Raw genomic sequence first — 23,218 nt, 5'->3', positions numbered from 1 at the left:
TTGCTCATGACGCTGGGGAAGCTGAGCGCAAACTAGGTGCGCCTTGGTAAACGCCATCCTAACGATGCCATCCGGTAGAATGAAATTCTAGCAGACAATCGTTAGCACTTTCAGACACTTAGGGCGTGTATCGCCTGGAATTGCACGGCGCGGTGGCAGGCTCCGAGGACGTCGGGCCGCACTCTTGCCTGATCGATCGGGTGCAGAAACGAAAAAGGGCGACCCGCGGGCCGCCCTCTTTCGTTCACGATGGCGCGAAAGTCCAAGAAGGGCTTCCGCTGGTCGGAGTGGCAGGATTTGAACCTGCGACCCCCACGTCCCGAACGTGGTGCGCTACCAGACTGCGCTACACTCCGCCTCGCGAACAGGCCGCGTGTATAGCGGCGCCTTCGGCCCTGCGCAACCCCATCCGTACCGCCTTTCGACGTGGCCCGCCGCCCGCTCGACGGGGGTGCAGGAGAGCCCCTAGAATGGAGCCATGAGCCGCCATTCCTTCGATGCCGTCGCCTTCGCCGGCGGCGGCAACCGCTGTTACTGGCAGGGGGGGTTCTGGGACGCCCTGAGCGCCGCCCGGCCGCAGTCCCCGCGCCTCGTCGTCGCCGTCTCGGCAGGCGCCTTCCAGGCCTGCTTCTCGATGATCGGCGCGGGCGATCGCGTGCGCCGGATCGTATTCGAGGCCTGCGAGACGATCGAGCGGGAGGTCGAATGGCGGCGCCTCCTCGGCGGGAAGTCACCCTTCGTCGTCGGCGGGCTCTATCGCGACCTCATCGCAGAGGTCTTCGGCGACATGGAGCTGGCGGCGCTGAAGGCGGCGCCCGACATCCACATCCAGGTGACCCATCCCCCCGCCTTCATGCCGGCACTCGTCGCGGCCTATGCGGCGATCGCGGCCTATCAGGTGGAGAAGGTGGTGACCGGGGCCGCGCATTCGCGCGCCGGCCGCCATCTCGGCCTCACCGCCAGCTGGATCTCGACCCACGCGCTGGAGAGCCGCGAGGACCTGGTGGACGCGCTGATGGGGACAGCGACGGTGCCGCCCTTCATGCCGGTGGGGCTGGTGAACGGCCGCCCGGCCCTCGACGGCGGCCTCGTCGACAACCCGCCGGTGGACCGCATCGCGGAGGTGGAGAAGGCCGGCGGGCGGACCCTGGTGCTGACCACCCGCGCCGGCAAGCCCATGCCGGAGGTCGCCAACCGCACGGTGGTGCGCCCGTCGGTTCCGATCGTCACCAGCCGGTTCGCGGTGACCGACGCAGCGGCGATCCGCGCGGCCTACGAGCTCGGCGTCAGGGACGGCGAGGCCTTCGCGCGAGGCCTCTAGGGCCGCTCAGCCGCGGGCGTCGAGCCAGCTCTCGATCTCCATGAAGGAGGGCAGCACCACGTCGGCATGGGTCTCGAAGGCATCGGGAACCAGCGGCCCGGTGGTGACGCCGACGGCGATGACGCCGGCAGCGCGGGCGGCGTGCATGTCGTGCAGGCTGTCGCCGATCATCGCGACTTCATGGGGCGCCATCTGCCAGGCGTCGAGGAAGGCCTGGATCTGGCCGGGCGCGGGCTTTCTGCCGTGGCCGGAATCCCAGCCGACGATGAAATCGAAATGGTGGTCGATGCCGAGGCGCGCGGTCTGGCTGCGGGCGCCGTTCTCCGAATCGTTGGTGACGACGCCGAGCACGAGGCCGCGGGCCTTGAGGGCGCCGATGGCCCCGGCGGGATCTCCGATCGGCGTGAGGCCGGCGAGGCCCTCCTCGACGAAGAGTTCGTCCATCTCGTCGGTGACGGCCGCCGAGAAGGGCACCCCGATGGCCTCGGCCCAGAGCGGTCCGTAGTCGGCGGACGAGCCGGCCACCAGCGGCGACGTCGGCCGGAAACGCAGGGCGACCTCGTCGAAATGGGAGACCTGCATCAGCCTCTCGATCTTGCCGCGATCGCCCTTGGCCATGCGGTCCATCACCCGATAGGCGGCCGGACCCCAGGTCTTGTCGAAGTCGACGAAGGTGCCGTCCTTGTCGAAAAGAATCGCGCGAATGGTCATGGGCCGCTCCTAGGCCCGTCATGTGACACGGAGGTCACAAACGGTCCAGACGCCGGCGGCGGGCTTGCCATGGCCGGCCTTGCGGCCTAATCCCGCCTCGACCGTTGATACAGGCCGTGGAGGCCTTGCCATGCGCTACATCTCGACCCGGGGCGATGCCCCCGTGCTGAACTTCCCCGATGCGCTCCTCGCCGGGCTCGCCCGCGACGGCGGCCTCTACGTGCCGGAGACCTGGCCGGCGCTCGCCGCCAGCGACATCGCGGCGCTCTCGGGCCAGCCCTATCCGGAGATCGCCAAGCGCGTGCTCGCTCCCTTCGTGGACGGCGCCATCGATACGACCGCGCTCGAGCGCATGATCGACGAGGCCTATGCCAGCTTCCGCCACCCCGCCGTGACGCCGCTGGTCCAGCTGTCGTCGTCGGAATGGGTGCTGGAGCTGTTCCACGGCCCGACCCTCGCCTTCAAGGACTGCGCCATGCAGCTCCTGGGGCGGCTGATGGACCACGTGCTGAAGGCGCGGGGCCAGCGCGCCACCATCGTCGGCGCCACCTCCGGCGACACGGGCGGGGCGGCGGTGGAGGCCTTCAAGGGCCTCGACCAGGTCGACGTGGTCATCCTCTTCCCCGAGGGCCGCGTGTCCGACGTGCAGCGGCGGATGATGACGACGGTGAATGCACCGAACGTCCACGCTGTGGCCATCGACGGCACGTTCGACGACTGCCAGGCCATCGTGAAGGGCCTGTTCAACAACCTCGCCTTCCGCGACCGGGTGCGCCTGTCGGGCGTCAATTCGATCAACTGGGCCCGCATCGTGGCGCAGGTCGTCTACTACTTCGTGGCCGGTGCCGCGCTCGGCGCGCCGCACCGCGCCGCCCGCTTCGTGGTGCCGACGGGCAATTTCGGCGACGTCTTCGCCGGCTATGTCGCCAAGCGCATGGGCCTTCCCATCTCGGAACTCGTCGTCGCCACCAACGTCAACGACATCATGGCGCGCACGCTCACCACCGGCCGCTACGAGGTGACGGGCGTGGTGCCGACCTCCTCGCCCTCCATGGACATTCAGGTCTCGTCCAATTTCGAGCGGCTGCTGTTCGACGCCCATGGGCGGGACGCGGGCGCCGTGCGGCGGCTGATGGCGGGCCTCGCCCAGTCGAAGAGCTTCACCATCGACGAGGCGCCGCTTGCCCGCATGCGGGCCGAGTTCGGGGCGGCACGGGCCGACGAGGCCGAGGTCTCCGCCATGATGAAGGGCACGCTGGCGGAGGCCGGCTATCTCCTCGATCCGCACACCGCCGTCGGCCTGGTGGCGGCGCGCAAGGTCGCGGCCGACCCGGCCGTGCCGACCGTCGTGCTCGCCACCGCCCATCCGGCGAAGTTCCCCGATGCGGTGGAGGCGGCGACCGGCACCCGGCCCGCCCTGCCGCTCTGGCTCGGCGACCTGATGACGCGCGAGGAGCGCATCACGCACCTGCCGAACGACCAGGCGGCGGTGGAGGCCCATGTGCTGGCCAAGACGCGGGCGGCGGTGGCCGGCGCGGCGTGAGGGATCACATCCCGAGATAGGCCTTCCTGACGCCGTCGTCGGCGAGGAGCGCCTCGCCCGTGCCCGACAGCGTCATCCGGCCATTCTCGAGCACGTAGCCGCGGCTGGCGAGCCGCAGGGACACGGCGACGTTCTGCTCGACGAGGACGCAGGTGAGGCCGCCCTCGGCGAGGTCGCGGATGGTGCGCAGCACATCCTGGACGACGGTGGGGGCGAGGCCGAGGGAGGGCTCGTCGAACATGACGAGTTCCGGCTCGCCCATCAGGCAGCGGCCGATGGCGACCATCTGCTGCTCGCCGCCCGACAGCGTGCCCGCGGCCTGGCCGGCGCGCTCCAGGAGCCTGGGGAACATGGCGTAGACACGCTCGAGGTTCCGCGCCTTGTGGCGGCGGGCCCGCGGGATCATGGCGCCCATGGCGAGGTTCTCGGCGACCGAGAGGGTCGGGAACACCTGGCGGCCCTCGGCCACCTGGCCGATGCCGAGATCGCAGACCTCGTGGCTCGGCAGCCCGGTGATGTCGCGGTCCTTGAAGCGGATGGTGCCGGCGGCCGGGCGGTGCATGCCGGCGATGGTGCGGATGAGCGAAGTCTTGCCGGCCCCGTTGGCGCCGACGATGGCGACGATGGAGCGCTCCGGCACCTCCAGCGAGACCTTGTCGAGCGCCTGGGCGTCGCCGTGGAAGACGTCGATGTCGTGGACGAGCAGCATTACAGAGCCTCCGCCCCGAGGTAGCTCTCCAGCACCTTCGGGTGGCGCGTCACCTCTTCCGGCGTGCCTTCGGCGATGGTGGCGCCGTGGTGGAGCACATGGATGCGGCCGGCGAGCGCCATGGTGGCACGCATGACGTGCTCGATGAGCAGGATGGTGACGCCGGAGCGGTTGATCTCGCGCAGGATGGCGACGATGCGGTCGACCTCCGTCGGCCGGAGGCCCGCCATCACCTCGTCGAGGAGCAACAGCCGCGGCTGGGTCGCCAGCGCCCGGGCGCATTCGAGGCGTTTGCGGTCGGGCAGGGTGAGGGACTTCGCCCTGGCTTCCCGCCGGTCCCACAGGTCGAGCTGGCGCAGCACCTCGCCGGCCTTGGCGCGGGCCGCATCCATGTCGGGCGCGCGCATCATGGCGCCGATGGTGGCGTTCTCCAGGACGGTGAGCTCGGGAAAGGGCCTGACGATCTGGAAGGTGCGGGCGAGACCACGGCGACAGAGCTCGTGCGGCGGCAGGCCGTCGGCGCGCTCGCCGGCGAAGGTGACGGAGCCGGCATCCGGCGCCATCGCGCCGGCGATGATGTTGAAGAGCGTGGTCTTGCCGGCGCCGTTGGGGCCGATGACGGCGAAGATCTCGCCTTCCTCGACCGAGAGGGAAACATTGTCGACGGCGGTGAGGCCGCGGAAGCGCTTGGTGACTCCGCGGACGTCGAGAAGCGTGGTCATTCGCGCCCCTCCGGAATGCCGAGCTTCTTCTTCAGCCAGGGCCAGACGCCGTTCGGCGCGTACCAGATGATGACCATCAGGGCGGCGCCGTAGAAGACGAGGTTGACGCCGGGAATGGCGCGGCCGGCGATCTTCTCGACGAGGGCGATGAGCGTCTGGCCGAGGGGGGTCAGGATGAAGGCGCCGAGGATGGGCCCGAACAGGGTGCCGAGGCCGCCGATGATGGGCGCCAGGATCATCTCGATGGAGCGGGCGATGTCGAAGGTCTGACTGGGGAAGAGGTTGTTCTGGTAGAAGGCGTAGACGACGCCGGCCACCGCGGTCATGGCGGCCGAGAGCACCACCGCCGCCATCTTGGCGCGGAAGACGTCGATGCCGAGAGCCCGGGCCGCCTCGGCGTCCTCGCGCACGGCCAGCCAGGCATGGCCGAGCTTCGAACGACGGAGCGCAGCGCAGACGAGGAAGGCCACGATCATCATGGCGAGGCCGACATAGTAGAACAGCATCGGTCCGCCGCGCAGGTTCACGGGGCTCGCCGTGGCTGAGACGGGAATGAAGAAGCCGGCGGCCCCGCCGACGAAGGACCAGTTGTCGAAGCCGATGCGTGCGACCTCGGCGAAGGCGATGGTCAAAAGGGCGAAATAGACGCCCTCGATGCCGAAGCGGAAGCCGAGCCAGCCGATAACCGCGCCGAAGGCCATGGCGACCACCATGGCGGGAACGATGGCGATGGCCGGCGAGATGCCGAACTTCACCCAGAGCAGCGCGCCGATATAACCGCCGAGGCCGACATAGAGCGCATGGCCGAGGGAGAGCTGGCCGCAGAAGCCCATCATGATGTTCCAGGCCTGGCCGACGGTGGCGAACCAGAAGATCAGGAAGAAGACCGACAGCAGGTAGCGGTCGAGCATGACGGGCGCGACCAGCAGAACGGCGACGAGGGCGGCGAGGAGCAGGAGGGCGCGCCGCGGCGCCTCCTCGGCGAGCCGCGCAAGGGGTGCGAAGGGGTTCATGCCCGCCTCCCGAGAAGGCCCTGGGGCCGCAGCGCGAGGACGAGGACGAGCAGGCCGAAGGAGGCCATGGTCTTCATCGAGGGGGCGATGAGGACGGAGGCCATGGCCTCGGCGATGCCGATGAGCAGGCCGCCGACGATGGCGCCGGTCATGGAGCCCATGCCGCCGATGATGACGATGGTGAAGGCGAGCAGCGTGAAGGCCGGCGCGATCATCGGGGTGGCGTCGGTCAGCGTCACCATCAGTGCGCCGGCGGCGCCGACACAGGCGAGGCCGAGACCGAAGGTGAGCGCGTAGAGCTTCTTCACGTCGAGGCCGACCACGGCGGCGCCGACGAGATTGTCGGCACAGGCGCGGATGGCGACGCCCGTGTCGGTGAAACGGAAGAAGGCGAAGAGGAGGGAGGCCACCGCGAGAGCGGCGATGGCGGCATAGACGCGGACCTTGTCGACGATGATGGCGCCGATCTCCCAGCTGTCGAACGAGTAGGAGAGATTGGCGCTGCGGGCATCCGGCCCGAAGATCATCAGCGTGCCGTTGACCATGATGATGGCGAGGCCCACCAGCAGGATGAACTGCTCATGCTCCGGGCGTGAGACGAAGGGGTTGATGAGCGTGCGCTGCAGGCCGTAGCCGATGACGAAGAAGGCCAGGGCAATGGGCAGCATCGACAGGAAGGGATCGATCCCGAACGAGCGGAACAGCACGAAGGCGGCATACATCGCCACCACGGCGAACTCGCCATGGGCGAAATTGACGACGCGGACGACGCCGAAGATCACCGACAGGCCGAGCGCCATCAGGCCGTAGACGAGGCCCGTCAGGACGCCCTGGACGAGTACGTTTGCGTAGAGCGACCAGAACATGTGCGGCGGGGGTTCCGAACCGAGTGAATGGCGGCAGTTAACCCGTCGTCGCCGCCGGGGCAACAGGTGTGCAGGCATGGCGGCGACGCTGCCCCATGCTCAGCGATCGGTTTCGATCACGTCGCCCTTCAGCCAGTCCGAGCAGACCACGCCCGCGACAGCGGTGCCGCGTTCATCCCGCGCCTGAAACCGGGTCGCATCCTTGCCCAGGCCGCAACGAAACCAGGCCATGCCGAGGATACGCACCTCGGTATGGCCCGTGTCGTTCAACTTGCGGCGGGCGCGGTCCTCGTTCGAGCAGCCCGCGAGCAGGAGACCGCAGCCGAGGACCGCGATCATCTGCCGCAATTGGCTGGAGCGACTCAGCTCCGGCCCTGCCAGGCCGGCAGCGGGAGGACCGGCTCGGCGAGCGCCACGTCCTTCGGCAGGACGACGGTGGGCACCCGCTTGAGGTTCTGCACGAGGGCCGAGCCGATGTTGGGATTCTGGCCCTTGGCATCGAAGGTGATCGGCCCGCCGATCATCACGTGCTCGGGGATGCTGGTGGCCTTCACCGCCTCCATCAGCTGCGGGCCGTTGGTGGTGCCGGCCCGCTTGAAGGCGTCGGCGGCGATCAGCAGGCCCTCGAAGGCGAAGCCGGCATTGAAACTGTCCACTGCGAAACGGTTGTTGGGGTTCGCCTTGGCGAAAGCCTTCTCGAAGGCCTGCGTCATGTTCGACTTGGGGTTCGCCCAGGGCAGGCCGAACAGGACGAAATCGGCCAGCGGGCCGAGCGCCTGGTAGAATTCCTCGTCGTAGAAGCCGGGCGAACCGGGCGAGATGATCGCCTTCGGCTGGAAGCGCTGGCGCACCATGTCGCGCACCATCTTGATGGCGTCGGAAGCGCGGGTGACGCACATGACGAGGTCGGGGTTGAGGGAGCGGATCTTGGTGACCTCGACCGAAAGATCCTGGGCGCGGGGGTCGTAGGCGATCTTCTCGACGAGCTCGATCGGCAGGCCGACGCGCGGCCAGATGGCGTCCATGGCGTTGCGCTGGGCGGTGCCGAAGGTGTCGTTGGCGTGCAGGAACACCGCCTTCTCGAACTTGATCGACTTGGCGTCCATCACGTCCTTGATGAGGCGCAGGCCGTTGGTGACGAGCTGGCCGCCGGTCTGGAAGTTGCGGACGAGGAACTTGTAGCCCTGCTCGGTGATCTGCGGGGCGGCGGCGACGTTGACCACGAAGGGCACCTGGCGCTGCTCCGTCACCTGGGCGATGGCGAGGGTGTGGCCGGAATCGAAGGCGCCGGTGAGCACGTGGCAGCCGTCGTTGATGGCGCGCTCGGCCTGGGTGCGGGCGACGTCGGCGTTCGACTCGGTGTCGATGTGGACGATCTCGACGTTGTAGCCGAGCTCCTTCAGGAGCTCCGGCGCCGCGAGCACGCCGCGATGCATGGACTGGCCGGCCTGGGCGAAGAAGCCGGAGCGCGGCAGCAGCGAGCCGATCTTCAGCGTCTGGCCCTGCGCCCTGACCACGGCCGGGGACAGGAGGGTGGCGGCGGCAGCGCCCGCCATGACGGTGCGTCGGGTGAAACGGGTCTTTTCGGTCATGTTGTCCTCCCACGGTCCGCGGCCGGGCCGCGAGATGGCGGCGATCTTAGCCAAAAGCCGCCGGAGGGGAAGGCGGGCGCGACGCATGGTCCCTCCCCCCGAAAGAAGCGGCGCGTCAGGCCGGCGTCTTGTGCTCGAAGCGGCAGATGTCGGCGATGAGGCATCGCGGGCAGTCGGGCTTCGCCGCCTTGCAGACGTAGCGCCCGTGCAGGATCAGCCAGTGGTGGGCATGGAGCCTGTAGGCGTCCGGCACGACCTTCTCGAGGCCAAGTTCGACGGCGAGCGGCGTCTTGCCGACGGCGAGGCCGGTGCGGTTGGCGACGCGGAAGAGATGGGTGTCGACCGCGATGGTGGGCATGCCGAAGGCCATGTTGAGGACGACGTTGGCCGTCTTGCGGCCGACACCGGGGAGCTTCTCGAGCGCCTCGCGGTCGGCGGGAACCTCGCCGCCATGCTCGGCGATGAGCCGCTGCGACAGCGCGATGACGTTCTTCGCCTTGGTGCGGAAGAGCCCGATGGTCTTGATGTAGCCGATCAGCGCCTCCTCGCCGAGGGCGACCATCTTTTCCGGCGTGTCGGCGACCTTGAACAAGGATCGCGTCGCCTTGTTGACCCCGACGTCGGTCGCCTGGGCCGAGAGCGCCACCGCGACGAGCAGCGTGTAGGCGTTGACGCTCTCGAGTTCACCCTTCGGCTCGGGCGTAACCTCGTGGAAGCGGAAGAAGATCGCCTCGATCTCAGCCGGCGTCAGCCGGTCGCGCTTGCGCCGCTTGGCTGCGGCTTTCGCCGCCGCGACATTGGCGATGGCCTTGGCGGGGCGCTTCGGCGGCGCCTTCGCCACGCGGGTGCGGTTTGACTTGAGGGGAGTGGTCGGAGCGCGCATGGAGGTCGTATAGTCGCAGGTGATGAGCAGCGGCAACATAGACACGGCCACGGTGACCGACGGCGCGGAGGACGCGCCGCTCTTCGCCGCCCTCCTGACCCCGCACCGGTCGATGGGCTGGCCCGGCTTCATCGCCGTCATGACGGCGGTGGGGGCGGTCAATCTCGTCGGCGCGGTCATCTTCACATCCATCGGCGCCTGGCCCGTCCTGCCCTTCCTGGGGCTGGACGTGCTCGTCATCTTCCTCGCCTTCCGCGCCAACTACCGCCACGCGCGCGCCTTCGAGGAGGTCATCGTCACGCCGACCGAGATCAGGATCCGCAAGGTGACCTGGCACGGCCATGCGCGCGAATGGCGGTTCAATCCGGCCTGGACCCGGCTGCACCAGATGCGTGACGAGGAGGACGGGCAGGTGCTCGGTCTGACCCTCGACGAGGGCCGCCGCCGGCTGGACATCGCCACCTTCCTGCCGCCCGTGGAGCGCGAGGGCTTCGGCAAGGCGCTGACGGTGGCGCTGGCGGAGGCCCGGCGGGGCCCGGTGCGCACCCATTTCGACTGAGACGACGGGACGGGGACACATGGCAGGATCGGTGGATCGCGTCAGGGCGGCGCTGCGGGATGCCGGGCACGACGACACCATCGTCGCCTTCCCCGCCAGCACGCGCACGGCGGCGGAAGCGGCGGCGGCGGTGGGGTGCGCGGTGGCGCAGATCGTCAAGTCGCTGGTGTTTCGCGCCGGCGAGCGGCCGATCCTGGTGATCGCCTCCGGCGCCAACCGGGTCGACACGGCGAAGGTTTCTGGGCTGGTCGGCATGGCGGTGGAGCGGCCGGATGCGGGCTGGGTGCGGCAGGTGACGGGCTTCGCCATCGGCGGCGTCGCCCCGGTCGGCCACGTGACCCCGCCGCTGGTGCTGATCGACGCGGACCTCGCCGCCCTCGACCCGATCTGGGCGGCGGCGGGTTCGCCCAACGCGGTGTTCCGCACGCGCTTTTCCGACCTCCTGGCGCTCAGCGGGGGGACGGTCGCCGCCATCGCCGAATAGCGCGCGACCACTGAGGAATCGGGTGGCCGCAGGCGAGGCCATGGCCCACAGTCGCGCCAGTTCGCCACCGGAGCCGTCCCCATGCTCAACGTCGTCCAGCTCGAACAGCACGGCCGCCCGATCCGCCTCAGCGAGGCCGCCGACGACTACGAGGTCGTCCGCCGGACCCTCGCCTTCATCACCGACCACTGGCGCCGCCAGCCCTCGGTGGAGGAGATGGCCGGTCATGTGGGCCTGTCCCCGGGCCACCTGCACCACCTGTTCCGCCGCTGGGCCGGCCTGACGCCCAAGGACTTCCTGCAGGCGATCACGCTGGACGCGGCGCGCGCCCTGCTGCGTGACGAAGCGAGCGTCCTCGATACCGCCTATGAGGTCGGCTATTCCGGCCCGGGGCGACTGCATGACCTCTTCGTCACCCACGAGGCCCTGTCGCCGGGCGAATTCAAGACCGGCGCGGCGGGCGTCACCATGCGCTACGGCTTCCACCCCTCGCCCTTCGGCCTCGCCATCGTGGTGGCGACCGACCGGGGCCTCGCCGGCCTCGGCTTCTGCGAGCCCGGCGGCGAGCCCTCGGCGCTGGCCGACATGCAGGGGCGCTGGCCGAAAGCCACCTTCGTCGAGGATGCGGCGGCGACCGCCCCGCTGGCGCACCGGGTGTTCGATCCCGCCGCCTGGACGGGTGAGCAACCCCTGCGCGTCTGCCTCATCGGCACCGATTTCGAGGTGAGGGTCTGGGAGACGCTCCTGCGCATCCCCATGGGCAAGGCGACGACCTATTCCACCATCGCGAACCACATCGGCCGGCCGACCGCGGCGCGGGCGGTGGGCGCGGCGGTGGGCAAGAACCCCATTTCCTTCGTCGTGCCCTGCCACCGCGTGCTCGGGCGCTCCGGGGCGCTGACAGGCTATCACTGGGGCCTGACGCGCAAGCAGGCCATGCTCGGCTGGGAGGCCGGGCATACGGGGTGAGGCGTGGCCGCGGGGATATTCTGCCTCAGAAGAGGCTCTCCCTCTCCGTCATGGCCGGGCTTGTCCCGGCCATCCACGACTTGAACACGACCGTTGCTGAATGAAGTCATGGATGCCCGGGCCAAGCCCGGGCATGACGAAAAGGGCGGTGCCCATCCGCACGCCCCATGCCTCCCCTGCCCGCCCGCCGCTGGATTTCCCGCGGCACCCGGCTAGAAGGGCGGCGTGACCAGCGCCCTCCCCGCCTCGCCTGTCGTGACCCACCGCCGCGTGCTCGCCATCGCGGTGCCGATGATCTTCGCCCATGTGACGACGCCGCTGCTCGGCATCGTCAGCGCCACCGCCATCGGGCGGCTCGGCGATCCGACGGCGCTGGCCGCCGTCGCCCTCGGCGCGGTGGTCATCGACGTCCTGTTCTGGGCCTTCGCCTTCCTGCGGATGGGCACGATCGGGCTCACCGCCCAGGCCGTCGGGCGCGCCGACGACGTGGAACGACGCGCCGTCATCGCCCGCGCCCTCATCCTCGCCGTGGCGCTCGGGGCGGCGCTGATCGTCCTGCAGAAGCCGCTGCTGTTCCTGTTCTTCACCGCCATGGGCGCATCGCCGGCGGTCACCGCCGCCGCCGACACCTATGTCTCGGTCCGCCTGTGGTCGGCGCCGGCGGTCTTCGTCAATTTCGCCGTGCTCGGCTGGCTCATCGGCCAGGCGCGGACCGTCACCGGCCTCGTCCTGCAGATCGTCATCAACGTCGCCAACATGGCGCTGACGGTCGTCTTCGTTTCCGTCCTCGGCCTCGGCATCACGGGAGCCGCGACCGCCAATGCGCTGGCCGAATATGGCGGGGCCGCCGTCGGCCTCGTGGTGGTCATGGCCTCGCTCGGCTGGCGCTTCGCCGTGCCCTGGCGGATCGTCCTCGACCGGGCGCGGATCCTGCGCACCATCGCCATCAATCGCGACATCATGATCCGCACCGCGGCGCTCGTCGGGTCCTTCGCCTTCTTCACCCGGCAGGGCGCGGTCGGCGGCGACACGGTGCTCGCCGCCAACGCCATCCTGATGAACTTCGTCGGCGTGGTCGCCTTCTTCCTCGACGGTTTCGCCACCTCCGCCGAGCAGCTCGGCGGCCAGGCCGTGGGGGCCCGGGACGAGAAGGCCTTCCGCCGCGCCGTCTGGCTGTCGAGCCTGTGGGCCATCGTCTTCGGCACGCTCGCCTCCATCGCCTTCTTCACCGGCGGAGCGCAGGCCATCGACCTCGTCTCGACCTCGGAGGCCGTCAGGGCGGAGGCGCGGCGCTTCCTGCCCTACATGGCGCTGACGCCCTTTACCGGCGTCATGGCCTTCCTGCTCGACGGTGTCTTCATCGGCGCGACCTGGAGCGTCGCCATGCGCAACTGCATGCTGGCGGCGGCCGCGACCTTCGTCGCCGCGTGGTGGCTGCTCTCCCCCTACGGCAATGACGGATTGTGGATCGCCTATCTCGTCATGCAGGCGGTGCGCGGCCTCTATCTCGGCCTCGCCATGCCCGGCCTGATGCGCGCCACCTTCAGGTGAGGCGCCAGTCGGCGTTGCCCGTGCCGACGAGATCCGCGACCGAAGCCACCCGCTCGCGCATCATCCGGTGCACGAGCCCCTGCTTGATCTCGCCGACCAGGCCGAAACCTTTGAACACCAGGCCCGAATAGAGCTGCACCAGCGTCGCGCCGGCGGCGATCTTGGCATAGGCGTCCTCGGCGGAGGCGACGCCGCCGACGCCGACCAGCGGGAACTGGCCTTCGACCCGCCGCCAGGCCTCCGCCAGCATGGCGGTGGAGCGGGCGAAGAGCGGCCGGCCCGACAGGCCGCCGGTCTCCTTCGCCGTCGCCTGGTCCTTCAGGCTCGCCGGGCGGTCGATCGTCGTGTTGGAGACAATCATGCCGTCGATACCGCGGCGGCGGCTCACCGCCACCATGTCGTCGAGCCCCTCCAGCGACAGGTCCGGCGCGATCTTGACCAGGATGGGCTTGCCGGGAGCGGCGGCGTCACGGGCTTCGACGCAGCGCGCCAGCACCTCGTCGAGGAAGCTCGCCTGCTGCAGGTCGCGCAGGCCCGGCGTGTTGGGCGAGGAGACGTTGACGGAGAGATAGGAGACGTGGGGCGCCAGCTTCTCCACCAGCAGGCCGTAGTCGGCGACGCGGTCGACGGAGTCCTTGTTAGGGCCGATGTTGACGCCGACGATGCCGCCGCGGCGCGACCGCTCCGCGAGGCGACGGGCGATCACATCGACGCCGTCGGAATTGAGGCCGTAGCGGTTGATGATCGCCTCGTCCGGGACGAGGCGGAAGGCGCGGGGCTTCGGATTGCCGGGCTGCGGCTTCGGCGTGACGCCGCCGACCTCGACGAAGCCGAAGCCGAGGCGCAGCGCCGCGTCAGGCACCTCCGCGTGCTTGTCGAAACCGGCGGCGAGGCCGACCGGGTTCGGGAAGCTCAGGCCGAAGGCGGAGACTGCGAGGCGCGGATCATCCGCACCGCAGTTGGGCAGCGGCAGGGTCTTCAGAGCCGCAATGGCGAGGTTGTGGCCCGTCTCTGGATCGGTGGCGAGGAGGACCGGGCGGGCGAGGCGCGAGGCGAGGGAGAGCAGGGACATGAGCGCGTTCTGGCACCGCGCGGCGAGGCCGGCAAGGGTGTTCCGTCTCATTCGCAGCGTCGTTCAGGATCTCCACCCCTGACCCCTCCCCTCCCCCCGCTTGCGGAGGGGAGGGGTCAGGGGTGGGGGGGCAGAGGACCTGAAGATCAGATCCGCACGATCTTGGCGTCCACCGGCCATTCCAGCGTCTTCAACGCCTGGGCGAGGTCCTCGATCAGGTCGTCCGGGTCCTCGAGGCCGACCGAGAGGCGCAGCAGCCCGTCGGTGATGCCCATTTCCAGCTTCTCGGCCGGCGTGAAACGGTCATGGGTGGTCGTCGGCGGATGAGTGATGAGGCTCTTGGAATCGCCGAGATTGTTGGAGATCTTGATGATGTTCAGCGCGTTGGCGACGCGGAAGGCGCCGGCCTTGCCGCCCTCGACCTCGAAGGCGATCAGCGTCGAGCCGCCGCGCATCTGGCGCTGGGCGATCTCGTATTGCGGATGGTCCTTGCGGCCGGGATAGAGAACCCTGGTGATGCCCGGCAGTTCGGCGAGGGCATCGGCGATCTTCGCCGCGCTGGTCGTCTGGCGCTCGACGCGCAGCGGCAGGGTCTCCAGGCTCTTCAGCACCACCCAGGCGTTGAACGGGCTCATGGCCGGGCCGGTCTGGCGCAGGTACTGGTAGACGTTGTCCTGGATGAACTGCTTCGAGCCGAGGATGACGCCGCCGAGGCAGCGGCCCTGCCCGTCGATGTGCTTGGTGGTGGAATAGACCACGCAGTCCGCGCCGAGCTCCAGCGGGCTCTGCATCATCGGCGTGGCGAAGACGTTGTCGACGGTGACCTTGATGCCGCTCTTCTTGGCGATCGCGACGATGGCGGCGATGTCATAGACCTCGAGCGTCGGGTTGGTCGGGCTCTCGAGGAAGAAAACCTTCGTGTTCGGCCGGACCGCCGCTTCCCACTGGGCGAGGTCGGCGCCGTCGACCAGGGTCGACTGGACGCCGAAGCGCGGCAGCAGAGTCTCGATGATGTAGCGGCAGGAGCCGAACAGCGCCTTGCAGGCGACCACATGGTCGCCGGCCGAGAGCTGGCCGAACATGGCCGCATTCACCGCCGCCATGCCCGTGGCGGTGGCCTTGGCGGCCTCAGCGCCTTCAAGCAGGGCGATGCGGTCCTCGAACATCTGGACCGTCGGGTTGGAGAAGCGGGCGTAGATGAAGCCGGCATCCGTGCCCTTGAAGCGGGCCTCGGCCTGCTCGGCACTGTCGTAGACATGGCCCTGGGTGAGGAAGAGGGCTTCCGACGTCTCGCCGAATTCGGAGCGGAGCGTGCCGCCGTGGACGAGGCGGGTGGCGGGCCGCACGCGGGAGGGGTCAAAGGGCTTCTTCATCGCATCGCTCCTCGTGGCGCGGCGGCGGGACACTTGTCCCCCGAAAAAACAGAACCCGACCTGGCAAAAGCCGAGGCCGGGTTGATCCCGTGCGCCCGGCCTTTTAGCGAATTGTTTAGCGTGGTTCGCAAGCCGGCCGGCCAAATCTCCACGTCGTGGCGAGCGTGGTAGGGCGGCGGCGCGCAGGCGTCAAGAGGTTTGTTCGTTTTGACGAACGTTTCGTTCGTCGGAGTTGGGGCGCATGCTGGACGGAACGATTCAGGGCATTCTGCCGGCGCAGGCGATCGAGGAACTGGTGGCGCGCGGCGCCATCCGTATCGCGCGGGCGCTCGACACCGACCAGGTGCAGCCGGCCTCCCTCGACCTGCGCCTCGGCACCCGCGCCTACCGTATTCGCGCGAGCTTCCTGCCCGGCCCCAACACGATCGTCGCCGACCGGCTGCAGTCCGTCGCGCTGCACGAGATCGACCTCACCCGCGGCGCCGTGCTGGAGACAGGCTGCGTCTATCTGGTCGAGCTGATGGAGGGGCTGGCGCTCCGCGGCGGCATTTCCGCCACCGCCAATCCGAAGAGCTCGACCGGCCGTCTCGACGTCTTCACCCGCGTCATCCTCGACCGCGCCCAGGCCTTCGACACGATCCCGGCCGACTACGAGGGGCCGCTCTATCTCGAGGTCTCGCCGCAGACCTTCCCGATCCTCGTGCGCGCGGGCTCGCGCCTGTCGCAGATCCGCTTCCGCCGCGGCCGCGCCGACCTGACGCTCGACGAGGTCAACGTCCTGCAGGAGACCGAACGGCTGGTGGATACCGGCACGCCGGTGGTCGGGCCGGTCGGCATCGCGGTGACGATCGACCTTCTCGGCGAGGCCTGGGGCGGGCTTCTCGGCTACCGCGCCAAGCGCCATTCCAGCGTCATCGACGTCGACAAGAAGGCCGCCCACGACGTGCTCGACTTCTGGGAGCCGATCCAGGAGCGCGGCAAGGGCGAGATGATCCTCGACCCCGACGAGTTCTACATCCTCGCCTCGAAGGAGGCGGTGGTCGTGCCGCCGGACTATGCGGCGGAGATGCTGCCCTTCGACCCGCTGGTCGGCGAATTCCGCGCGCACTATGCCGGCTTCTTCGACCCCGGCTTCGGGCATGCCGCGGCGGGGGGCAAGGGCGCCCGCGCTGTGCTGGAGGTGCGCTCGCGCGAGGTGCCCTTCATCCTCGAACACGGGCAGATCGTGGCGCGGCTCGTCTACGAGCGCATGACCGAGCGGCCGAAGAGCCTCTACGGACAGATGGGCTCGAACTACCAGGCGCAGGGCCTGAAGCTGTCGAAGCATTTCCGGTAAGTCACCGCGCCTCAAGGCCCCTCACCCTTGCCCTCTCCCCGCAGGCGGGTAGAGGGCGACTTCGGCCGCGAGTGCGTCGCGTCGGCCGGGCCAGGCCCGACCCATCGATAAAAGGCGGCACGCTGGTAAAGCCTCTCCCCGCGTGCGGGGAGAGGGCAAGGGTGAGGGCCAGTCAGCACCCAGAGGCCCGCGCCCTCACACCCCCGACAGCTGCTGCTCCACCAGCCGCGCGAAGCAGCTCGCGCCGATCGGCAGCAGCTCGTCGTTGAAGTCGTAGTGCCCGTTGTGGACCGGCACGGCCTTGTGGGTGTCGGTTACCTGCCCCAGCAGCATGAAGGCGCCGGGCGCCTTCTCCAGATAGTAGGCGAAGTCCTCGCCGGCGGTGAGCGAGGGCAGGTCGGTCTTGATGAGGTCGTCGCCTACCACGTCGCGGGCCGCCGCCTCGAAGGCGGAGGCCTCCTCGGCCGTGTTGATGGTCGGCGGATAGGAGCGCTTGTAGTCGAGGATCAGTTCGACCCCGTGGGCGGCGCAGAGGCCCTGCACCGTCTGGTGGAAGAGCTCGTCCATGGCCTTGCGGGTTGCAGGCTTCAGCGTGCGGATGGTGCCGGACATGGTCACCGTCTCGGGGATGACGATCTGCGAGGTGCCGGCGTGGAACATGCCGATGGAAAGCACCACCGTGTCGTGCGGATCCATGCGGCGGCTGACGAGGTTCTGCAGCGCGCCATAGATCTGCACCGCGCAGGGGAGCGGGTCGAGCCCGCGATGCGGCTGGGCGGCGTGGCTGGAGCGGCCCTTGACGGTGATGGTGAAGTAGTCGACGGCGGCAAGCACCGTACCGGGGCGGATGGCGGCGGTGCCCAGCGGCAGGTCCCAGGCATTGTGGATGCCGTAGACCTGGTCGCAGGGGAATTTCTCGAAGAGCCCGTCGCGCAGCATCTCCGCCGCGCCCGTGAGTCCCTCCTCGGCCGGCTGGAAGATGAGGTGGACCGTGCCGGAGAAGTTGCGCGTTTCGGCGAGATAGCGCGCGGCGCCGAGCAGCATGGTGGTGTGGCCGTCATGGCCGCAGGCATGCATGCGGTTCTCGTAGGTGCTCCTGTAGGGCAGATGGTCGTTGAACTCCGGCATGGGCAGCGCGTCCATGTCGGCACGCAGGCCGATCTTGCGGTTGCCCGGCCTGCCATGGATGACGCCCATGATGCCGGTCTTGCCGAAGCCGCGATGCACCTCAATGCCCCAGGACTCCAGCTTCTCGGCGACGATGCCGGAGGTGCGGACCTCCTCGAAGCCGATCTCCGGATGGGCGTGGAAATCGCGGCGCCATTCCGTCATTTCGGGGTGGAATTCGGCAATGCGATCGATGACGGCCATGGCATGGGTCCCGGGTGGCGAATGGAGCCGAGAAGGCTAGCCCGCGCGGGCGGGAAGGCAATCCCCGGGGTGCAGCGCAGCCCTGCGGGGCGGCGGGTCAGGCCTCCCCCGTGCGCAGGCAGGGATCGGCGTCGAACTCGGCGGCGAAGAAGTCGAGCGCCACCCTCACCTTGCCGGGCAGGTAGCGCCGCGAGGGATAGATGCCGCTGATCGGCTGGGAGGGCAGCGCGAAATCCTGCAACAGCGCCACCAGCCGGCCGTCCTCGATCTCACCGTCGACGAAGTGCCAGCTCGGCACGTAGCCGATCCCCAGCCCTTCGAGGACGCAGGCACGCACCGCCTCCGTGTTGTTGACGTGGACGGGACCCGCGACCGGCACGGACAGCGGCCCCTCGGGGATCGCGAAGCCCCAGGTCGCCCCGGTGAGCAGCCGGTCGTAGACGATGCAGTCGTGATCGGCGAGATCGCGCGGGTGGGCAGGCACCCCGCGGGCCGCGACATAGGAGGGCGCGGCGACGACGACACGCCGCGAGGTGCCGAGGCGCCGTGCGACGAGGCCGCTGTCGCGCCCCTCGCCGACGCGGATCGCGAGGTCGATGCCCTCCTCGACGAGGTCGGAGAAGCCGTCGTTCATGATCAGCGCGATGTCGATGTCGGGATAGCGGGCGCGGAAGCGTGGCAGGCGCGGAATGACATGCAGCCTGCCGAAGACGCCGGCGCAGGCGAGCCTGAGCAGGCCCGAAGGCTTGCCGCGGCGGCGGCCGACGGCGCTTTCCGCCTCGGCGGCGGCCTCCAGCGTCCTGAGCGCATGGTCGTAGAACAGCCGGCCGTCGTCGGTGAGCGTCAGGGCGCGGGTCGTGCGCTGGAACAGAAGACAGCCCAGGTGGTCCTCGAGCTGGGCGATCTGGCGCGAGACGGTCGGCTGCGAGCTGTTCATCTCCCGGGCGACGGCGGTGAACGATCCCGCCTCGACGGTGCGCGCGAAGGTTCGGAACAGCGCGAGGATGTCGGACATTCATCCATCATGCGGATGAATGTTCTGCGATCAAGCCCCGTTATCGGAGGAACACAAATACCGCAGTCTCCTGCCCGTAGGACGGACCTCCGTCACGCGCCCTTACAGGAGACCTCCCATGACGATGTTCCCCGTTCCCTCCCGCAACGACGTCAGCGCGCAGAACCAGGCGATCTTCGACCAGCTCAAGGGCAAGCTCGGCATGGTGCCGAACCTCTATGCGACGCTCGCCCATTCCGAACATGCGCTCGCCAGCTATCTCGCCTTCCAGAATGCGAAGTCCTCGCTCAACGCCAAGGCGCGTGAGGTCGTCAACCTCGTCGTCAGCCAGGTCAACGACTGCTCCTACTGCCTCGCGGCACACACGGTGATCGGCGGGATGGTCGGCTTCACGCCCGAACAGATCCTGGAGGTCCGCAGCGGCCGCGCCTCCTTCGACGCCAGGCTGGACGCACTGGCGCGGCTCGTCGGCGACATCGCCCTCCGGCGCGGCCATGCCGACCCGGCCCTCGTCGATGCCTTCCTCGTCGCCGGCTGGACGCGCGAGAACCTGGTCGATGCCATCGTCGTCATCGGCGACAAGACCGTCACCCACTACCTGCACGGGACGACCCGGGTGCCGGTGGACTTCCCGGCCGCTCCCCCCCTGCCGCAGGCCATGGCCGCCGCCTGAGTCCACAGCCGGCGGCGCGCCGGAGCGTTTTCGACCTGAATTCCCGGGAGACCTCATCATGACCCTTCAGACCCAACTCGATGGCTTCCGCTCCGGCTGGGAAGGCCGCGTCGGGCCGGCTACCGCCGATCTCGTTGCCGGCGACATCGAGGCCCTGCGCGCCACCGGCATCCTCGACCGCGTGGCGAAGCCGGGCGACGGCTGGCCGCAGGCCGAGGGCCTCGTCGACCAGCACGCCCGTCCCTTCGATCTCGTGGGCCTCGCCGCGGCACGACCTGTCGTCGCGACCTTCTACAGGGGCGGCTGGTGCCCCTATTGCAACCTGGAACTGCGCGCGTATCAGGCGATCCTCGGTGACATCAGGGCGGCGGGAGCAGAGCTCGTCGCCGTGTCGCCGGAACTGCCGGACCATTCACTGTCGACGGCCGAGAAGAACGACCTCTCCTTCACCGTCCTCTCCGACGTGGGCGGTGCGCTCGCCACGGCGCTCGGCATCCGCTTCCCGCTCTCCGATGCGGTTCGTCCGTTTTACGAGAAGGCCGGCCATGCCCTGCCCGAGCGCAACGGCGACGGGGCCTGGACGCTGCCGCTGCCGGCAACCTTCATCATCGACCGCGGCGGCGTGATCGGCGCGGCCTTCGTGGAGGTCGACTATCGCCGCCGGCCCGATCCGGCCGCCGTTCTGGCCGCGCTGCAGGACCGCACCGCGGCGGCCGCCTGAGCCGTTCCCCTTCACGCCTTGCCACCGGACAATCCAATGACACTCCTCATGCAGCAGACGCCGCCCTCCGTCGGCCGTATCCGCGGCGCCTTCGGGGGCATCACGCCCGAGTGGCGGGGCCTTGCGCTGGGCGCCTCCGCCGCCCTGATCTGGGGGCTCTACCTGGCGCTGGCGCGCCAGGGGGTGAGCGCCGGCCTGTCGCCCGTCGACATCGCCGCCTTCCGCTATGTAACGGCCGGTCTCGTCATGCTGCCCTGGCTGTGGGTCGGCTGGCGGCAGGTGCGCGACATCGGCCTCTGGCGCTCGCTGGTGCTGACCGCGCTCGCCGGGCCGCCCTTCATCCTGTTCGGGGTCGGCGGCTATCTCTATGCGCCGCTCGCCCACGGCGCGGTCATTCAGCCGGCGGTGGTGACCGTGCTGAGCATGGTGCTCACTGCGCTCGTCCTCGGGGAGCGGCCGACGCCTGCCCGGATCGTCGGCGTGACCGTCATCATCGCCGGCATCGTCGTCATCGCCGGGCCGGGATTGCTCGCGGGCGGCTCGATCGCTCCCCTTGGGGACGCGATGTTCGCAACGGCGGGAGCGCTCTGGGCGGTGTTCACGCTGCAGTCGCGGCGCTGGCAGGTGCCGCCCGTCGCCGGAACGGCGGCGGTATCGATCCTGGCGGGGGCCGTGATGGCGCCGGTCGCTCTCCTCACCCAGGGCCTCGACCATTACGTGGCGCTGCCGGCCTCGACGCTCGCCGCCCAGATCCTCGTCCAGGGTGTGCTGACCGGCGTCGTCTCGGTGATCGCCTATACGAGCGCCGTCCGCCTCATCGGCCCGGCGCGGGCGGCGATCTTCCCGGCGCTGGTGCCCGCCTCGGCCATCCTCGTGGGTGTCCCGGTCACTGGCGAGTGGCCAACCGCGCTGCAGATCACCGGCCTCGTCACCGTGTCGGCAGGCCTGCTAATCGCCATCGGCGTGCTCCGCCTGCGCCAGCCCCGCTAGCGGCGCGGCCCGAGCGGGATCGGCACGCGGCGGCCGTCGACGGTCGCATGGGCGAAGGCGAGGCCGAAGACCTCGCCGAGCACCCCGTCCGACAGCGCCTCGTCAGGCGGGCCGATCGCCTTCAGACGGCCGTCGTGCAGCACGGCGACCTGATCGGCGAAGCGGGCGGCGAGCGCGAGGTCGTGCAGGACGGCGACGACGATCCGGCCCTCGGCCGCCACCTGCCGCAACAGGCCGAGCACGGCGAGCTGGTGGGCGGGGTCGAGAGCGGCGGTCGGCTCGTCCGCGAGGAGGAGTTGCGCTTCGGTGGCGAGCACGCGGGCAAGCATGACCCGGGCCCGCTCGCCGCCCGAGAGTTCGGTGACGAGGCGCGCCGCAAAGCCGGCGAGGCCGAGGCGGTCGAGGGCCGCATCCACGGCCCTGCTATCCTCGGCCGTGGCGCCGGAGAAGGGATCGCCGTGGGGCAGCCGGCCGAGAAGGACGGCGTCTCGCACCCCGAGGGCCCATGCGAATTCCGAGCGCTGCGGCAGGTAGGCAATGCGACGGGCCCGGATGACGGGAGAACCAACCCTCAGGTCCTCGCCGCCGAGGGCGATGGCGCCGGTGCAGGGCGCCAGGCCGGCCACGGCGCGCAGGAGGCTGGTCTTGCCGGCACCGTTGGGGCCGACCACTGTGAGGAGCGTGCCGGCGGGCACGGCGAGCGACACCTCGCGCAGCACCGGACGGCCGCCGAGCGTGACCGAGAGCCGGTCGAGGACGAGGCCGCTCATGCCTCCTCCTCCGCGCGGCGCGTGCGGAGGATGCGCCAGAGGAAGAAGGGCACGCCGACGAGGGCCGTGACGACGCCGGTCTTGATCTCGGTGGTGGCGGGGACGAGGCGCACCAGCGTGTCCGCGGCGGTCAGCAGGGCCGCACCGGCGAGGGCCGCGGGCAGGAGGATGCGAGCGGGATCGGAACCGACCGCGCGGCGCACCAGATGCGGCGCGACGAGCCCCACGAAGCCGATGGCGCCCGTCACCGAGACGGCGGCGCCGACGCCCAGCGCCAGCCCGCCAGCGACAACGAGGCGGCTGCGGGCGACGTTCGCGCCGAGGCTCGCCGCCACCTCCTCGCCGAGGGTGAGAGCGCGGTAGGCTCGCGCCTGCGAGGCGAGCAGCAGGGCGCCGAGCGCCATGAAGGGTCCGGCGAGGGCGAGGTGGATCACCGAGCGGTCCTCCAGCGAGCCGAGCAGCCAGAAGGCGATCTCGAGCGCGGCGAAGGGGTTCGGCGCGAGGTTGAGGACGAGCGCGGTGGCCGCGCCGAAAAAGGCGTTGAGGGCGAGGCCGGCGAGCAGCAGCACGGTGATGCCGGCCCGCCGTCCGGCGACGAGGAAGAGTAGCGCGACCGAGACGAAGGCGCCCGCCATGCCGGCGAGCGGCAGCGCCAGCGAGAGCGCCGAAGCGCCGCCGAAGGCGAGGACGATGGCGGAGGCGAAGGCCGCAGCCGAGGGCGCACCGAACAGCGTCGGCTCGGCGAGCGGATTGCGAACGAGGCCCTGCAGCGCCGCGCCGGCGAGGCCGAGGGTGGCACCGATGGAGAGCGCGAGGGCCGTGCGCGGCAGGCGGATGTCGCCGACGATGATCGCGGACGTGCTGTCGCCGCCGGTAATGCCCGCGAGAACCTCGCCGGGCGGCAGCCAGACGGGACCCGCCATCAACGAGAGGCCGGCCAGCAGGATGCACAGAATGGCCAGCGCCGCCGTCAC

Annotated in this window: 24 protein-coding genes, 1 tRNA gene and 1 riboswitch; of the genes, 10 read left to right on the top strand and 15 right to left on the bottom strand. The window is 69.8% G+C overall.

Annotation, left to right across the window (positions count from 1 at the left end):
* Window positions 1–279: 279 nt before the first annotated feature.
* Window positions 280–356: transfer RNA gene (locus ACT6XY_RS00990), tRNA-Pro, on the bottom strand.
* 122 nt (window positions 357–478) lie between these two features.
* Between ACT6XY_RS00990 and ACT6XY_RS00985 the strand changes: the two genes are divergently transcribed.
* Window positions 479–1,321: a patatin-like phospholipase family protein gene (locus ACT6XY_RS00985; RefSeq protein WP_444746478.1), complete on the top strand. Its 843-nt coding sequence runs from the start codon at window positions 479–481 to the stop codon at window positions 1,319–1,321.
* 6 nt (window positions 1,322–1,327) lie between these two features.
* Here the strand turns inward: ACT6XY_RS00985 and ACT6XY_RS00980 are convergent, their stop codons facing one another.
* The gene (locus tag ACT6XY_RS00980) at window positions 1,328–2,032 is read right to left on the bottom strand and encodes an HAD family hydrolase (protein WP_444746477.1); all 705 of its coding nucleotides are present in this window, start codon (window positions 2,030–2,032) and stop codon (window positions 1,328–1,330) included.
* A gap of 130 nt (window positions 2,033–2,162) precedes the next feature.
* Between ACT6XY_RS00980 and thrC the strand changes: the two genes are divergently transcribed.
* Window positions 2,163–3,575: a threonine synthase gene (thrC, locus tag ACT6XY_RS00975; protein WP_444746476.1), complete on the top strand. Its 1,413-nt coding sequence runs from the start codon at window positions 2,163–2,165 to the stop codon at window positions 3,573–3,575.
* A 4-nt stretch (window positions 3,576–3,579) separates the two neighbouring features.
* On the opposite strand, the gene ACT6XY_RS00970 is transcribed toward thrC, so the two are convergent.
* The 7 genes from ACT6XY_RS00970 to nth form a co-directional block, all read right to left on the bottom strand.
* Window positions 3,580–4,284: an ABC transporter ATP-binding protein gene (locus ACT6XY_RS00970; RefSeq protein WP_444746475.1), complete on the bottom strand. Its 705-nt coding sequence runs from the start codon at window positions 4,282–4,284 to the stop codon at window positions 3,580–3,582.
* On the bottom strand, window positions 4,284–5,006 hold the full coding sequence (locus ACT6XY_RS00965) for an ABC transporter ATP-binding protein (RefSeq protein ID WP_444746474.1): 723 nt from the start codon (window positions 5,004–5,006) through the stop codon (window positions 4,284–4,286). The genes ACT6XY_RS00970 and ACT6XY_RS00965 overlap by 1 nt, the downstream gene beginning before the upstream one ends.
* Entirely contained in the window at window positions 5,003–6,019 is a 1,017-nt protein-coding gene (locus ACT6XY_RS00960; protein WP_444746473.1) for a branched-chain amino acid ABC transporter permease, read from the bottom strand. The genes ACT6XY_RS00965 and ACT6XY_RS00960 overlap by 4 nt, the downstream gene beginning before the upstream one ends.
* The gene (locus tag ACT6XY_RS00955; protein WP_444746472.1) at window positions 6,016–6,885 is read right to left on the bottom strand and encodes a branched-chain amino acid ABC transporter permease; all 870 of its coding nucleotides are present in this window, start codon (window positions 6,883–6,885) and stop codon (window positions 6,016–6,018) included. The genes ACT6XY_RS00960 and ACT6XY_RS00955 overlap by 4 nt, the downstream gene beginning before the upstream one ends.
* A 99-nt stretch (window positions 6,886–6,984) precedes the next feature.
* Entirely contained in the window at window positions 6,985–7,224 is a 240-nt protein-coding gene (locus tag ACT6XY_RS00950; protein ID WP_444746471.1) for a hypothetical protein, read from the bottom strand.
* A 23-nt stretch (window positions 7,225–7,247) separates the two neighbouring features.
* On the bottom strand, window positions 7,248–8,477 hold the full coding sequence (locus tag ACT6XY_RS00945; protein WP_444746470.1) for an ABC transporter substrate-binding protein: 1,230 nt from the start codon (window positions 8,475–8,477) through the stop codon (window positions 7,248–7,250).
* A 115-nt stretch (window positions 8,478–8,592) separates the two neighbouring features.
* Window positions 8,593–9,399 carry an endonuclease III gene (gene nth / locus ACT6XY_RS00940; RefSeq protein ID WP_444746532.1) on the bottom strand — a complete coding sequence of 269 codons (807 nt, stop codon included), beginning with the start codon at window positions 9,397–9,399 and terminating at the stop codon, window positions 8,593–8,595.
* Between the two features lie 13 nt (window positions 9,400–9,412).
* On the opposite strand from nth, the gene ACT6XY_RS00935 reads away from it, so the two are divergent.
* The 4 genes from ACT6XY_RS00935 to ACT6XY_RS00920 all read left to right on the top strand — a co-directional run bounded on the left by ACT6XY_RS00935 (window position 9,413) and on the right by ACT6XY_RS00920 (window position 12,923).
* A complete protein-coding gene (locus tag ACT6XY_RS00935; RefSeq protein WP_444746469.1) occupies window positions 9,413–9,919 on the top strand; it encodes a DUF2244 domain-containing protein in 507 nt (168 codons plus the stop codon).
* Window positions 9,920–9,938: 19 nt separating this feature from the next.
* On the top strand, window positions 9,939–10,403 hold the full coding sequence (locus tag ACT6XY_RS00930) for a YbaK/EbsC family protein (RefSeq protein ID WP_444746468.1): 465 nt from the start codon (window positions 9,939–9,941) through the stop codon (window positions 10,401–10,403).
* An 81-nt stretch (window positions 10,404–10,484) separates the two neighbouring features.
* Window positions 10,485–11,372 (top strand): methylated-DNA--[protein]-cysteine S-methyltransferase, encoded by an 888-nt coding sequence (locus tag ACT6XY_RS00925; protein ID WP_444746467.1) that lies wholly within the window; start codon window positions 10,485–10,487, stop codon window positions 11,370–11,372.
* 225 nt (window positions 11,373–11,597) lie between these two features.
* Window positions 11,598–12,923, top strand: coding sequence for an MATE family efflux transporter (locus ACT6XY_RS00920; protein ID WP_444746466.1), 1,326 nt, complete (start codon window positions 11,598–11,600; stop codon window positions 12,921–12,923).
* Here ACT6XY_RS00920 and ACT6XY_RS00915 read toward each other — a convergent pair.
* Together ACT6XY_RS00915 and ACT6XY_RS00910 are read right to left on the bottom strand one after the other, a co-directional pair.
* Window positions 12,916–13,989: a quinone-dependent dihydroorotate dehydrogenase gene (locus tag ACT6XY_RS00915; protein WP_444746531.1), complete on the bottom strand. Its 1,074-nt coding sequence runs from the start codon at window positions 13,987–13,989 to the stop codon at window positions 12,916–12,918. The two genes, ACT6XY_RS00920 and ACT6XY_RS00915, sit on opposite strands and share 8 nt — an antisense overlap.
* A 152-nt stretch (window positions 13,990–14,141) precedes the next feature.
* Entirely contained in the window at window positions 14,142–15,368 is a 1,227-nt protein-coding gene (locus tag ACT6XY_RS00910; RefSeq protein WP_444746465.1) for an O-succinylhomoserine sulfhydrylase, read from the bottom strand.
* An 83-nt stretch (window positions 15,369–15,451) separates the two neighbouring features.
* Window positions 15,452–15,530: riboswitch (SAM riboswitch) on the bottom strand.
* Window positions 15,531–15,609: 79 nt separating this feature from the next.
* Between ACT6XY_RS00910 and ACT6XY_RS00905 the strand changes: the two genes are divergently transcribed.
* Window positions 15,610–16,704 carry a 2'-deoxycytidine 5'-triphosphate deaminase gene (locus ACT6XY_RS00905; RefSeq protein ID WP_444746464.1) on the top strand — a complete coding sequence of 365 codons (1,095 nt, stop codon included), beginning with the start codon at window positions 15,610–15,612 and terminating at the stop codon, window positions 16,702–16,704.
* A 195-nt stretch (window positions 16,705–16,899) separates the two neighbouring features.
* Here ACT6XY_RS00905 and ACT6XY_RS00900 read toward each other — a convergent pair whose 3' ends face one another.
* Together ACT6XY_RS00900 and ACT6XY_RS00895 are read right to left on the bottom strand one after the other, a co-directional pair.
* Window positions 16,900–18,075: a M20 aminoacylase family protein gene (locus ACT6XY_RS00900; protein WP_444746463.1), complete on the bottom strand. Its 1,176-nt coding sequence runs from the start codon at window positions 18,073–18,075 to the stop codon at window positions 16,900–16,902.
* A 97-nt stretch (window positions 18,076–18,172) separates the two neighbouring features.
* Window positions 18,173–19,090, bottom strand: coding sequence for a LysR family transcriptional regulator (locus ACT6XY_RS00895; RefSeq protein WP_444746462.1), 918 nt, complete (start codon window positions 19,088–19,090; stop codon window positions 18,173–18,175).
* Between the two features lie 118 nt (window positions 19,091–19,208).
* On the opposite strand from ACT6XY_RS00895, the gene ACT6XY_RS00890 reads away from it, so the two are divergent.
* Genes ACT6XY_RS00890 through ACT6XY_RS00880 form a run of 3 tightly spaced genes read left to right on the top strand, consistent with a single transcriptional unit; the run spans window position 19,209 to window position 21,474 of the window.
* Window positions 19,209–19,763, top strand: a complete 555-nt coding sequence (locus tag ACT6XY_RS00890; RefSeq protein WP_444746461.1) for a carboxymuconolactone decarboxylase family protein — start codon at window positions 19,209–19,211, stop codon at window positions 19,761–19,763.
* 58 nt (window positions 19,764–19,821) lie between these two features.
* Window positions 19,822–20,484 carry a peroxiredoxin-like family protein gene (locus tag ACT6XY_RS00885; RefSeq protein WP_444746460.1) on the top strand — a complete coding sequence of 221 codons (663 nt, stop codon included), beginning with the start codon at window positions 19,822–19,824 and terminating at the stop codon, window positions 20,482–20,484.
* A 36-nt stretch (window positions 20,485–20,520) separates the two neighbouring features.
* Window positions 20,521–21,474 carry a DMT family transporter gene (locus tag ACT6XY_RS00880; protein WP_444746459.1) on the top strand — a complete coding sequence of 318 codons (954 nt, stop codon included), beginning with the start codon at window positions 20,521–20,523 and terminating at the stop codon, window positions 21,472–21,474.
* On the opposite strand, the gene ACT6XY_RS00875 is transcribed toward ACT6XY_RS00880, so the two are convergent.
* Together ACT6XY_RS00875 and ACT6XY_RS00870 are read right to left on the bottom strand one after the other, a co-directional pair.
* Entirely contained in the window at window positions 21,471–22,244 is a 774-nt protein-coding gene (locus tag ACT6XY_RS00875) for an ABC transporter ATP-binding protein (protein ID WP_444746458.1), read from the bottom strand. The two genes, ACT6XY_RS00880 and ACT6XY_RS00875, sit on opposite strands and share 4 nt — an antisense overlap.
* Entirely contained in the window at window positions 22,241–23,218 is a 978-nt protein-coding gene (locus ACT6XY_RS00870) for a FecCD family ABC transporter permease (RefSeq protein ID WP_444746457.1), read from the bottom strand. Before ACT6XY_RS00870 ends, ACT6XY_RS00875 begins: the two co-directional genes overlap by 4 nt.

Origin of the sequence: Phreatobacter sp., assembly GCF_052440005.1 — a bacterium.
In the GTDB taxonomy this organism is placed as follows: Bacteria; Pseudomonadota; Alphaproteobacteria; order Rhizobiales; family Phreatobacteraceae; genus Phreatobacter.
The sequence above is the reverse complement of the archived record's forward strand: the minus strand, read 5'-3'. Positions and strand labels throughout refer to the sequence as shown.